Source organism: Paenibacillus sp. FSL H7-0331 (genome assembly GCF_001956045.1).
In genome coordinates, this window is sequence record NZ_MRTH01000002.1 from 433,773 (window position 1) to 447,638 (window position 13,866).

Annotated in this window: 9 protein-coding genes; 7 read left to right on the plus strand and 2 right to left on the minus strand. The window is 45.7% G+C overall.

Features of this window, described 5'->3' with window-relative positions:
- Window positions 1–24 precede the first annotated feature (24 nt).
- The 7 genes from BK127_RS04755 (at window position 25) to BK127_RS04785 (ending at window position 11,778) form a co-directional block, all read left to right on the plus strand.
- Entirely contained in the window at window positions 25–1,188 is a 1,164-nt protein-coding gene (locus tag BK127_RS04755; RefSeq protein WP_076228836.1) for an oligogalacturonate lyase family protein, read from the plus strand.
- Window positions 1,189–1,342: 154 nt separating this feature from the next.
- Window positions 1,343–2,221, plus strand: a complete 879-nt coding sequence (locus BK127_RS04760) for an ABC transporter permease (protein WP_083689057.1) — start codon at window positions 1,343–1,345, stop codon at window positions 2,219–2,221.
- Window positions 2,222–2,240: 19 nt separating this feature from the next.
- Window positions 2,241–3,113, plus strand: a complete 873-nt coding sequence (locus BK127_RS04765; RefSeq protein ID WP_076228837.1) for a carbohydrate ABC transporter permease — start codon at window positions 2,241–2,243, stop codon at window positions 3,111–3,113.
- Window positions 3,114–3,163: 50 nt separating this feature from the next.
- Complete coding sequence (locus BK127_RS04770) at window positions 3,164–4,693, plus strand: extracellular solute-binding protein (RefSeq protein WP_076228838.1); 1,530 nt, start codon at window positions 3,164–3,166, stop codon at window positions 4,691–4,693.
- A gap of 33 nt (window positions 4,694–4,726) precedes the next feature.
- Window positions 4,727–7,012, plus strand: a complete 2,286-nt coding sequence (locus BK127_RS04775; RefSeq protein ID WP_076228839.1) for a helix-turn-helix domain-containing protein — start codon at window positions 4,727–4,729, stop codon at window positions 7,010–7,012.
- Window positions 7,013–7,336: 324 nt separating this feature from the next.
- Window positions 7,337–10,747: an Ig-like domain-containing protein gene (locus BK127_RS04780; RefSeq protein WP_076228840.1), complete on the plus strand. Its 3,411-nt coding sequence runs from the start codon at window positions 7,337–7,339 to the stop codon at window positions 10,745–10,747.
- 311 nt (window positions 10,748–11,058) lie between these two features.
- Window positions 11,059–11,778: a LysM peptidoglycan-binding domain-containing protein gene (locus tag BK127_RS04785; protein WP_256711171.1), complete on the plus strand. Its 720-nt coding sequence runs from the start codon at window positions 11,059–11,061 to the stop codon at window positions 11,776–11,778.
- Window positions 11,779–11,937: 159 nt separating this feature from the next.
- On the opposite strand, the gene BK127_RS04790 is transcribed toward BK127_RS04785, so the two are convergent.
- A complete protein-coding gene (locus tag BK127_RS04790; protein ID WP_076228841.1) occupies window positions 11,938–12,954 on the minus strand; it encodes an anthranilate phosphoribosyltransferase in 1,017 nt (338 codons plus the stop codon).
- A complete protein-coding gene (locus BK127_RS04795; protein ID WP_076228842.1) occupies window positions 12,951–13,577 on the minus strand; it encodes an ANTAR domain-containing response regulator in 627 nt (208 codons plus the stop codon). Before BK127_RS04795 ends, BK127_RS04790 begins: the two co-directional genes overlap by 4 nt.
- Window positions 13,578–13,866 lie beyond the last annotated feature (289 nt).

A 13,866-nucleotide genomic window follows, 5' to 3' on the forward strand; every position in this document is an offset into this window, starting at 1 on the left:
AGTAGATGGAGCAGGTGGTGTATTGTGAAAGGGCATGTATCTTATTCAACGATGATCGAGGGAACGGACGACTTGACGGGTGTCGAGATGGTTCAACTTACTGACAGTACTGGGGATACGTACCATCCCTATTTTACCAAAACTTTAATTGACGCGGAGAATCAGTATATCCTGTTGGCCTCTAACCGAAGCGGAGCCATGCAATTGTATACATTGCGATTCGCGGATGGACAAATGGTACAACTCACGGATGAAACGGATATTTATCCGTTCAGCTCGGTGCTGGATGCACAGCATCATATCGTGTATTACTTTGCGGGCCGCGTCCTCAAGAGTGTCCGTCTCGATACGTTGGAAGCCGAGGCTCTGATGGAAATTCCCCCAGGCTTCAAACCCAGCGATTTATCCATCGATAACGCCGGTCAATATCTCGCTTTTTCTTATGTGGAAGCAATTGAGGTTTGTACGCAAACCAGCAAAATTTATTCGGAGATGAGGGAAAAGTATTTTCGCAGGCCGACAAGTATTGTCATCCGGTACGATTTGACTAAGAAGTCGTCGCTTGTGTTATGGGGAGATCAGCAATGGATCTCGCATGTCAATATCAGTCCAACCGATCCGAATGTCGTTTTATTTTGCCACGAAGGGCCGTGGCTCCATGTTCACAGAATGTGGACCGCGCGAGTAGACCACGACAAAGTATATCCCCTCATCGATCAAAAGGTGAATTTGGAGCGGATCGGCCACGAATTTTTCACTGCAAGCGGCAGAGTCGGCGCCCAATATTCGTACAGAGACCAGGTAGGCGAGGAATTCTACAAACATGGCGATATCTTCGTGAACACGGACGGCTCGGATGAGCGCAGATATTATTATCCTTATACCCGTCCATCCCACGTTCAAATGAATTATGCGGAAAACTTAGGGATCGGCGACCGGGCGCCTATTCGCAAGGATATGAAGGATCACGGCAATTATTTAGCAATGCTTAAATATGAAGGTGAGTCCGTTGAGGTCGGCTTGCTCTGCGCTCACGGTACGTCCTGGAAGAGTCAAATGTCGCACCCGCATCCGATTTTCACAAGGGATGATAAGTATGTGATCTTCTCATCTGAACGAAATGGTCGGACCAATGTATATAAAGCTCGTGTGGATTGGGATAAGACCATTAAGAGTGACAAGTCATGAACATTTCCTTGGACCGAATCAGAGAACTAACTATATATTTCAGGTTAAGGAGTGAATCATCTTGGCTGTCTACAATCATTCGGCCGATACAAATGTAAAACCAATCAAAACAGCAAGGGTGATAAGTACAAAGGGCAAGCTGCGGAAGATCAAGATGGACCGCTGGTTGTATCTGATGCTGCTGCCTGGCATTATCTATTTCCTATTATTTAAGTACGGACCCATGTGGGGGATCGTAATCGCCTTTCAGGATTACTCTCCATTTCAAGGCATGACCGGTAGTAACTGGGTAGGCATGAAGCATTTTATTCGTTTGTTCAGTGATCCTACTTTCTTCGTTCTGCTGAGGAATACCTTGCTGCTTTCGCTAATGAATATAGTGTTCGTCTTCCCGATGCCCATAGTAGTGGCGCTTCTACTGAATGAGCTTCGCACAGAGAAGTTCAAAAAGGTGATCCAGACCTTGATCTATATTCCTCACTTCATGTCTTGGGTCATTATTATCGGGATGTTTTTTGTTATCTTCGAGATGCAGGATGGTGTGTTTCAGAAGATGATAGCGTCGGTGGGATTGCAAAAGTTCACCTTCATGATGAATCCCGATTTGTTCCGGCCGACCTATATCATTCAGGCCATCTGGAGGGATACCGGATGGGGAACCATTATTTACTTGGCGGCACTCGCCGGTGTAGACCCGCAGCTGTATGAGGCTTCCCGGATTGACGGAGCAGGCCGGATGCGTCAGCTGTGGCATATAACGCTGCCGTGCATACGCAGTACGATCGTTATTCTGCTCATATTAAAGATTGGCGATATTTTGGAGTTGGGCTTCGATCATGTGTTTCTGCTGCTCAATCCGCTGAACCGGGATGTAGCCGAAATTTTCGACACCTATGTGTATACGATAGGGATCGTGCAAGGATCATTTAGCTATTCCACAGCGGTTGGCCTGTTCAAATCCTTTATTGGCCTAGTGCTTGTTCTGATTGCGAACGAGCTATCCAAGAAATTTGGAGAAGAAGGAATTATCTAGAAGAAAGGAGCAGCCGGTCATGAAATCTCATTCCTTTGGCAGCCGATTGTTCGACTACTGTAACTATGTTTTGCTGTCGTTGTTTGCTTTGACAACTACAGTGCCGTTTATTCATATTGTGGCTACGTCGTTTGCTTCCGAGCATGATGTATTAAGTAAAGACTTCGTATTGTTTCCTACAGAATTTTCGCTCAGCGCCTATCGCATCATATTTGGTAATGACCGGATCGTGCAAAGCCTGCTGGTAACAGTATTCATCACGGTGGTCGGTACATTGATCAATATTATTTTCACCTCCATTATGGCTTACCCGCTGTCACGCCGGGATTTAATCGGCCGTAAAGCGCTTATGATCATGATCCTGTTCACACTACTGTTTGGGGGAGGTATGATCCCGGCTTTCTTGCTCATCAAGGCCCTTGGTCTGCTGAACTCGTTCTGGGCATTATTGCTTCCAGGTGCCATCAGTGTATTTAATTTGATTATTCTTAAAAATTTCTTTCAGCAGTTGCCCGATGGGCTGGAGGAATCCGCCAAAATTGACGGAGCCAATGATCTGGTTATCTTGTTCCGGCTGGTACTGCCGCTTTCCTTGCCGGCAATCGCCACCTTCAGCTTATTTTATGCCGTAGGTCATTGGAACACCTTTATGGCAGCGGTGCTATATATCAATGATTCGGAAAAATGGCCCATTCAAGTTCTGCTTCGTTCCATCGTTATGCTCTCGCAGGGCTGGCTCGATAATCCTGAGGCAGCAGCAGATCAAGCGGTCCCTCCGGAAACGGTGAAGATGGCTGTTATTACGGTAGCTACTCTACCGATTCTATGTGTATATCCATTTCTGCAAAAGCACTTTGCTAAAGGGGTGATGCTTGGTTCAGTGAAAGGCTAATCATCATGCAGTATAATTGAAATCATACAAATCAGGAGGTCAAACAATAAATGAATACTTTTACTTTCAAGCACATTACAGCAACAGCTATTGCGGCAGCATTAACAGGTACTCTGCTGGCAGGTTGCGGGACAGGTGCCGACAATGTAGGTTCTAAACCGGCAGAGGGCGGGAAGGCGGCAGCAGTGAGTACGCCTACCACGATCAAGATTATGGCTCAGGTTACAGGAGATCCGCCAAAGGATGATAATCCGATCAAGCTGGAGATAGAGAAGCTGACGAATACAAAGCTTGACTTTACTTGGGTGCCAGCAACAGCCTACAATGACAAGTTTAATGCGACACTGGCCTCAGGCGAGCTGCCTCAGGTCATGTTGACCAACACAGGACGGGCGCCGAATGTTATTAATGCCGTTAGAGCCGGAGCCTTCTGGGAAATTGGTCCATACCTCAAGCAATTTCCAAATCTCAGCAAGTTAAATCCTAATGTATTGAACGGTGTCAGCTATGATGGTAAGATATACCTGCTCCCCAGGTTCCGTGATTCTGCTAGGCACATCATCGCGTACCGTAAGGACTGGATGAAGAACCTAGGTTTGCAGGAGCCAAAGACACTGGACGATCTTTACAATATGGCGAAAGCGTTTACGGATCAGGACCCGGATAAAAATGGTAAGAACGATACCGTAGGTTATACAGAATACAGTGCGCTGGATGCTTTAACTCGCGATATTTCCATTTATTATGGCGGACCTATGTCCAACGGAATCATGAACGATCAGGTGGTTCCGAATTTCTTAACCCCTGAATATTTGGAAGGGCTCAAGTTTTACCGTAAGCTCTATGCTGACAAAGCCATGAATCAGGATTTTGCCCTTCTGAACGGCCCGCAGCAGACGGAAATGATGGTCAAAGGGAAAGCGGGAATTATTATTGCGGTTGACAGTACGGTGAAGCTCATTCAGAAGGATGGCGCTAAGCTCGATCCGAAGCTGGAGATTGGTTATCTTCAAGGGCTGCCTGGACCCAAAGGCTTGAGAGCTTCCTCCACTGGCGGTGCCTTGGGCGGATATTTCTTCTCCAAGAGCACGATCAAGACCGAAGCAGAGCTGCTCAAGATTCTTGACTTCTTCGACAAACTGTCGACTCCTGAAGGTATGACCCTTGCCTACCGTGGTATAAAAGATACGGACTACAAGATGGAAGGCCAGAAAGTAGTACAGAACGAGACTTTGTCTGACGTATCTAAAGCGGGCATTAACGCTTTCAGCCAGCTCGCCGTTGCTCATGCGAATGTAGGCTTGCCGCTGAAGCAGGAGCCGCTTGATGAATTGGTTGGTAATCTGGTAGCAGCGAACGAGAAAATTGCTGTATATGATGTTGCCAGCTCGCTGATCTCTGCTACGAAGTCCGAGAAAGGACCGGAGCTCGACAAAATCAAAAATGATGCTCAAGTGAAGTTCATTATGGGACAGATTGATGAAGCAGGCTATAATAAGGCAATTGAAAATTGGCGTAAAGCGGGTGGCGATAAGATCATTGCTGAATTCACTGCTGAATACAAGAAAGCAGCTAAATAATTTTTAAGGTGCAGTATCCAAGGGGGACTATCTATGAATTTCCGTAAAATGACCTATCTGAATAAACTTCTTGTGTACGGATTCCTCCTTGGCGTTGTACCACTGGCCATTCTTGGATTTTTATCCTACTTCAGAGCTTCAACTACGATCCAACAGTATGTAGAAGTCGGTAATTTACAAATCTTGAAGCACAGTCAGTTAGCTATTGAACAAAATATGAAGACCGTCGAGACATCGCTTGCGGCGTATCTCAGCACTTCATCAGGTACGGATTTGTACAATATACCGCTCGATTATAATAAATATGAGCCATTCAACAGGCTTGAAACAAGCATGCGCCAGCTGCAGGTCTATGAGCTTGGCGTATTTGATGTAACGATGTATAACATGCAATATCAATGGAGAGTAAACAATACGGGGATTGTGACGTTTCAGAATAAAGCTGAAGAGCTGAAGCCATATGCGGAATTTCTAAATTCATCTCTGAATTCCACCTGGACTAGAAATGAGCATGGCATCCGGTTTCTAAAGAAAAGTCAGTTGTATGTTCCTAATCCATCTATACTCATTGTTGTGGACATCCCCTTTTCCCATCTGAACATGCTGCTGCTGCGCACGAACCCGCTGGGAAGCACGGCAATTCTTGATGGCAGCATGAACCTGCTCATTGGACAGGATCAGGGTACCGTACAAAAGCTGCTTGTCGATCAGGCAATAAAGAAACAGCTGACGAACCATACTGAGACAGAGGGCCAACTCCTCATCAAGCACAATGATGAGACGTATGGGATTACTTTTCTACGCTCGAGCTATACAGGATGGTACTATTTGGCCGCAGCATCTATTGATGAAATAACACAAGAATCAAAGTCCATTGGTCGTTTTACCTGGTGGACATGTTCCGCCATCTTGCTGCTTATTTTGTTCGCTGCCTGGTTCGGCTCCAACAATATGTACCGTCCTATACGCTCATTGCATAATATCTTGCTCGGACAGGGTGAAAAGCTTCGAGGTCCGGATAACAGCAAGGAGGATCATATCCAGCAGATCGGACAAGGCGTGTATCGTCTCTTGGACCGAGAGAAGATAATGTCAAGCCAAATTGAAGGCTATACGGCTCAACTGGAAGCATTTTTCGTACAGAAACTCATATTGGGAGATGTACATAAACGTGAAATCAACGAGAAGCTCTCTATGTTCGGCTATGCAGTGGAGTGGAAGCAGATAACGGTCATGGCTGTCGAGATAGATACACTGGAAGGGACACGCTATAGCCGCAACGATCAGGATTTACTGCTCTTTGCCATCAGCAATATGGTGAGTGAGCTCATTCCGCTCCCCTACAGGCTCACACCCATCGTAACCAGCAACTGCCAACTGAACGTATTGGGTACAAGTATAGAAGATTATAAGTTGTGGAGTGGCGAGCTCCGGCTGTGGGCAGAAGCTGTACAGAAAGCGGCGGCGACTTACTTGGACGTTACCGTAAGCATTGCCTTTAGTCTACCTGTGGAGCAATGGACAGATATTCCAAGAGCTTATCATGAGACGGAGGAAGCGCTGAATTATCGGGTTAGATTGGGCAATGAGGCGATTATTTACAGCGAAGATGTGGTATCGGGTCCCGTTGAAACGATGCATTATCCTTTGAAGCTGGAACAAGAGCTGCTGACCTCGATCAAAAGTGGATATCGTATCCAAGCCGAGGAGAAGCTGCGGGAATTCATGCAGGAGCTGGTCCAGCCTCCGTTCCACTTTCAGGAATATCAGCTTTCCTTATTCCGGATTTTGACGGAAATCAGCGGCTTGCTCCAAGCTGAGGGAATCCCGCTGGGACAGCTTGTCAATGGGGAGGCCCCGCTAATCGAGCAAATGTCGGGACTTCGGACTGTGGAAGAAATGGAAGAGTGGTTCCTGCATAAGCTGATTATTCCGGTGATTGCCAGTTTGGAGGATAGACGCAGCTCACAATTTCAGAAAATATCTAAGGCTGTTATTCAAATGATCCATGAAGACTTCGATATCGATCTGACGTTGGAGATGTGCGCTTCCAAAATTCATTATCACCCGCATTACGTCAGTAAAATATTTCGGCAGGAAACGGGTGTTAACTTCAGCGAATATCTCTTGAAGCATCGCCTGGAAATGGCTAAAGGCTGGTTAACCGATACCAATATGACGGTCACTGAAATCGCTGAGAAGCTGAAGTACACGAGCCCGACCAATTTTATACGTTACTTCCGTAAGATTGAAGGAATTACACCGGGTCAGTTCCGTGAGAGAAATGCTGGAACGGTCTCACCCCAACAGAATGAGTAGGCTTACAGCGCTGCCTTGGTGAAGGTAGCGCTGTTTTGTTGCAGCAGTCTGTAATTTTCCATAACGAATAGATTCATGTTAACAATAGAATAGGGTAGAAAAGCACAACCTTTACTCCTGCCGTGGAAACCACTGTTTCTGAATAAATGAATATAGACGGATATCAATTTACGAAGCTACAATGATCGTGGATATATCCAAATGATGGTTATTGAAGTATAAAGGTTAGTATAACTAGGTAGGCCTGCTGTGCACGCGTGGCACTCCCTAGCTGATTCGAGCACAGGTGCCAGTTGTTATGCAAAATGAAGGAGGAATTATTTGATGAATCAATCGTTAAAAAAACGTTTGTGTAAGTTTTTAATTTTTTGCATGATGTTGGTTTATGTACCTCTAGGGATGACAACTCCGGCTGCAGCCTATGGAAATGGAGTACTGCTGAACACCGGATTCGAGAGTGTTACGGGTATGGGTACTTTAATTTTTGATGGGTGGAGACTAGACTCTACCGGATCAAAGGCTACGAATGGTACTCCAGCAGGTTCAAGCTATGCTCGCACGGGGAATAATGCTTTAAAGGTTTCGGCGGGCTCAGGCAGTCAAAAAACGCCTGCTCAGCAATATATTTCGGTTATTCCCGGACAGACCTATCAAATATCCTATTATATGAACGTAACCCATAATACGAATGCTGCATCCTCTACGGGAATGACTGCCAGATTCTACGACAAGACCAACCCGGATAACTTTAGTAATACCGGTGCTGTACAGGTCGGTGCGGATGTAAATGTTGGCGGTGTAACAGGCACGACTACATCCGGATACACCTTGTTTCAGAAAAGCTTTACGGTTCCTGCCAATGCAAACTATATGCGGGTTTATGTGTTTTCTATAAGCTCAGTTAGCGGCAGCATGATTGCTTACATTGATGATATCAGTTTAGTTCAAACTGCAGGCACGGCTCCTGTAGCTGTTACCGGTGTTAGTCTTAACAAGACAGCTACAATCTTAGAGAAGGCAGCAACAGAAACCCTCACGGCAACAGTTGCTCCTGCTGGGGCGCCACAGGCAGTCAAGTGGACTAGCAGCAATGCCAATGTAGCTACAGTTGATATAAACAATGGCTTGGTAACGGCAGTTAATACAGGTACCGCGACCATCACAGCGACTTCTACGACTGCCACCCCGTCTAGTGTTACGAACGCAGTGTACACGGCTTCCAGCACCGTTACTGTACTGGCTGGGATGCCTGCTCCTGTTTATGGCCTAACATTAACCCCGTCTTTTCATTCTGCCAGTGTCTACATAGCTGGTGGGAGGGATGATTTAATCCGCCATCTGTACTATAGGAAGGCAGGGGATTCTGTATGGAAAGAAGCGTTAGAGCCGATTTATATTCCGGGTAAGGAAATGTTTTCCGGAAGTATAGTAAGGCTTGAAGAAGACACAGCCTATGAAGTGAAATCGGATGTATTCTATGGAAGTACATTGGTGAAATCAGAGACAGGAAGCTTCCGGACATGGACTTCCAATCCTACCATTGCACAGACCATTTCCTTGTCCAGCTTATATACCAGTGGCGGTTTGACCATAAACGGAATAACAGGAACCGATACTGGCTGGATTAAGATTGTCAATGACACGGGACTGACTATCGATGCCGGGGATCTAACCAATCATGCTGTAACGGTTACAAATTCGGTTTATACGATACTGGATGGCTTTATAGTTAAAGGTGGAAAGAAGAACGGGATATTTATGAACAATACCGTTCACGACGTTAGAATTAGTAATGCTGATATTTCCGGTTGGGGACGGATTGCTGTTGATACCGTAACTACCCCTGAACAGATTGCTTTTATTAATAAGAGTGATGTTGGATATGGAACTCCTATTGATGCCGAAGGGAACATGCTGGAGGGCGATGCAGGCTTCAGAATCGAAGATTCAAAGAACATAGTCGTAGAAAGAAGTTACGTGCATGAACCGAGAGGATACGCAAATCCATGGACGGGCATCAATTCAGACGGGCAACCCTTCAGTAATTCCCATCCGCAGGGACCTGAGGCGATGTATCTCCGAAGTGCAGGCGGGATGGTAGTACGCTATAACGACTTTAGCGGGACGGATGAATACCACCGGTTCAATGATGTTATCAGCGGGTATTTTAATAACCAGGAAAGCGGTGGTTTTTATAAAGATGCGGACGTTTACGGCAATTTCTTCGGGTACTCCAATGATGATAGTATTGAATTAGACGGAGGGCAGTCCAATATCAGGGTTTTTGACAACCGATTCGAAATGAGCTACGCTGGCATGAGTTTCGCGCCGAACATGGTAGGACCTAGCTATGCTTTCAAGAATGTACTCTACAATATGAATGACTATAGGCGTACGGGAACCGGCGCAGTAGTCAAATTAGGCGGCAACAACAGCACGGTGTATAAGGGACAAACGTGGTTTTTCAATAATACCATCTATGCGGTTCCCAAAGCTATTGTAGGCAGCAGCACACCCAAGAACTGGTATGGTGGCACCAGAAATAACCTGATTGTTGTAATGAGAAATCTGATCAATGGTTCCTCCTATTTCTATAATATTGAAGATAACAGCCCGTCAGTAAATCCCGGTACGAATTTCGATTATGATGCTCTCGGTCGCAGCACTGCTGCAGATGGTGCTGGACAGATTGTTGCAAGCCCTGGTGCCGAAGCACATGGGCTGTTCAAAATAGGGAAGATGACTAATCCCGATGCAGGTGTATTTACACTGGCAGCTTCCGGTATTGATGCTGCGAAGGAAGTCAATGTAATGGATAAGGGAACGGTAGTGAAAAACTTTGCCGATACTTTCACCGGCAGCACTCCGGATATCGGTGCCTTTGAACAAGGGGAGAGCAGCCTGTTTCCGAAGCGGCCTATCCCGTTCCATGCAGACAAATATCTGGTCAGCATACCTGAAGCAAATGACACGGCAACATTCACAATCTCTACAGGTGCTTTAACGGGAACAGGAAATTATACGATTAGACAAAACGCAGAAGAGGATTGGTATACAGTTTCACCTTCTTCTGGAACTTTTGGGAGTCATGATAGTGTAACTTTTTCCGTCTATGTAGACAGAACGAAGGCATCCTTTAATAGGGCTGCAGAGTACTCCTCTTTATTTGTAAGGTTGTCTGATGGGTATTCAGTACCTATAACTGTGAAAGCAGAAAATTCCGTAACGGCTCTTCAAATAGGAGAGAATCTACAGCTGGTATCTACAAAGGTTTTCCCGAATACAGCAAATCTCAATGCAGACTGGAAATCAAGCAGTGCAGCTGTAACCATACCTATGGAGACTACAACAACCTATAAGAATGTACCTTCAGTATCCATAACTGGTGTATATGCGGGTAGCTCCACCATAACGGCAAACAGTGCTGTAAATGGAGTAAACCAAGCTGAGTACAGAGTACGTGTACCCTCGAGACTGGGGGATCTGCAGGTAAACGGGCAAACGGTGGAAGGGTTTGAGCCTGGTATCTACAGCTATAATGTTGTTTTGCCGGTAGGCATGCCTGTACCGACGGTTACGGCTGCAGCCATGGATACAAGCACTACATCACCCTCCACTGTCACGTATGCTTTACCATCTAGTATACCGGGTACTGCTGTAGTCACGGCAACTTCTGCGGATGGAACAACTAGCAATTCCTATACCATTCATTTTACTCAAGTGATACCGGATTAATGGCTCCTTTTAGGGGCGAGGGAGATTTCAGTACTAATAAGGATGAGCAAAATGCTCATCCTTATTAGTATGCAAGCCCAGCATGGTGGGCGTCTCTCTACGGTGAAAGTCCGGGAATGGGGTCTGGCAGGCGTCTACCGTTAGCCAAGAGCAAGAGAGTGTCTGCAGCGAGGCAGAGTCTGAAAGAAGCATATGGCAAAAGCACGGCTTGAGGTATACGAGCATTTATATTATCAAAAGCCCAGACAAATCATGCCACTATCTCATATGCTTTATTAGGTGAATGACTATTTTTAGGGAGGAACCATCACATGTACTATGCAACACCATGGACACCAGATCCGCATTTTCAATCCTATTTTCGTCCTCTAAATGATTATGCGGTATATCCAATTCGCTCAAACTATGGTCAAAGTAATTACAATCCTTATGCACAGCCTGTTGTGCCATTCTTGAGATATGAATCTGTTTCACCTCAAAAATCTGCATGTATCAGTAGTGCAGAAGTAGAATTAAACCAGGCTTTTCGAACACTTTGGGAGCAACACGTTGCCTGGACGAGGATGCTTATTATAAGTATTGCAGAGAGTTTGCCAGATGAGGCACTGGTTACTGAACGTCTCCTTCGCAATCCTCCTGATATGGCCAATGTGTTTAAACATTATTATGGTGAAGAGATAGCTAAACGATTCAGCGCTTTATTTAGAGAGCATCTTGTATTGGCCGCACAACTTGTTAAAGCAGCCAAGGCTGGCAATAGCCGGGCAGCCGCGGAAGCGGAGAAAAACTGGTATGCCAATGCGGATGAAATAGCTGCTTTTCTTAACAGTATCAACCCCAATTGGCCAAAAGCAGACTTGAGGAATATGCTGCATGAACACTTACGTATGACCAAAGATCAAGCAGTTTTCAGGTTATCCAAAAAATATAAATCTGATATCGCGACCTACGATCAGATCGAGAAACAGGCACTTGAAATGGCAGATGCATTTACAAATGGAATTGTAAAGCAATTTCCTAATCATTTTTAATGATCTGCAAAAATAGAAACTAATTAGACTTCTACTTATTTTGGAGTCGTTACAATAAGATCGCTGGAATCGTCTAAGAGACTGTCATTTAAAACAACAGTCTCTTTATTATCTCTCTTCTAAAGAAGCGTGTGACAAGCGAGAATAAGACTCCGATATCTAGGAGAGCATGGCCTTCCACTTGGAGTAAACATTCCAAGCTTCGCCTGATTCCAGGTGGGCTTTGCAGGTATAAAGGCCTTCTTCGACAGATTCTACCCTGTCAGCCAGATGGAGCCTGTATGCAGCGTTCAATAGTACCTGATGGGTGAATCCGATATGTGCGTCACCGTGAAGAACAGATTCAGTCACCCGAAGCTGTTCGGCAGCGTTCCAAGTCGTTTCGGGAAGGGGAGTATCCAACCCCAGGTTCTCCGGATTGACGACATGAAGGGAAGCGTGCCCGTTCTCCACCATATAGGTGCGAGTCGGTCGATCGATGAACAGGTCCTCCGAGCCCTCGGTACCTTGGACGATAAGAGATTTGCGGTATTTCAATTGAGTCGTGAGCCGAGATAACCGATCGAATACAGTGTTGTGGTAAACGCCGAATACCAGGTAAGGGGAACAGCTGTAATCGATCAATTTCTCAGCCGTATTCAATACAGTCCTCATTCCGAGCTGTTCCCTGATCGGGCGCAATTCTTTTAGTGGAGGGCACCATTCCTCTGCAGGGACATACAATACTCCAGTTTCTTTAGCGGTTGTAACTATTTCCGTGCGTGTTCGTTCACTTATGGTTATTCCTGCCTCAAGAAGAATGTCATGCAGTGTCACTCCCCACTTGGGAGGGAGTGAGGCGGTACCGTGAAGCGTCACCGGTAACCCGGCTGCAGCGAGTAGAAACGAAACGGCAAATGTAGCGAAAAATGATTTATTACGTCCATCATAGGGTCCGGCGCAATCAATGCCTTCCTGGATCGGTTCGCGGTAAGCGGCTTCACGGCATACTTTCACAAAGGCTTCCAGTTCCTCCACGCTTTCCATCTTAATGCGCTCCGCCATGAAGAAGGCGCCTATCTGGGCTGGAGTTGCCCGAAGGTTGATGATTTGTTCTGCAGCTTCTAGAGATTCCTCATATGTCAAATCGCGGGCTCCGCGTTTGCCACGCCCGACTTCCTTCAAATATGTGATCATTTAGGCTTCGCCCTGCTTTCTTTGCCCACTTGGAGCAATTGATAGACTTTCACGATGGACGTAGCGACGTCGACCAATCTCTTGCGTTCATTCATCGCTTGTTTACGAAGAATGTCATAGGCCTCGGATTCAGTGATAGATTTAATCTCACACAAAATACTCTTAGCCATATCGATCCATTTACGTTCCTCGATACGGCTGAGCAGCTGCTCCCGCTCGTTGTACCATTGTTGGCGTTCAACGAATTGCTTGGAACTGAAGTGAAGTGCCCAATGGAGCTCATAGCCTTTCATGAAAGGGGTAAGCATTCCATCCAGCATCACGTCATCCTCGCAAGCTTCCAAGGACTGGGAGGCAGAACGTTCATCACACCACCAGATTAAAGGCAGACCCTTAAGCTGCATAAGAAAGGTGCTCCAAGGTTTAACTTCATCCATTGACAACTGCAATATGGCCGCATCCGCATCGATAATGAGCTGCTTAGCCTGTTCTTGGTCGCAGGTACAGGTAACGATATAACCATTGGAGCGTAGAATGCTTTCGGGGGAAAGCGAATCTGATACGGGGAAGAACTTCCCTTCTTGGGCCAATTTTTGGTTATGAATAACCAACACTGAACGCATGAATGATTCCCCATTTCATTGATTTCGATAGCCAAAACTCTGTTTGTTATATATCCTTACATAAATATATAACACAGATCCAATTATATTGTCTATTGCTTAGTTTTCAAAAAATATGTTATGTATATTGACATCAAGATAAGGCCGTAGTATATTCGAATTAACCAATTAAATATTCGGGGGTACAATGGGGTATCCCTTTAAGCGGCAATGGAGCCTGCTATCGTCTTTCACGGATTATTTATCGTGGAACGAAGCGGGCTTTTGTGTTTATTTTTTTATGGAATTT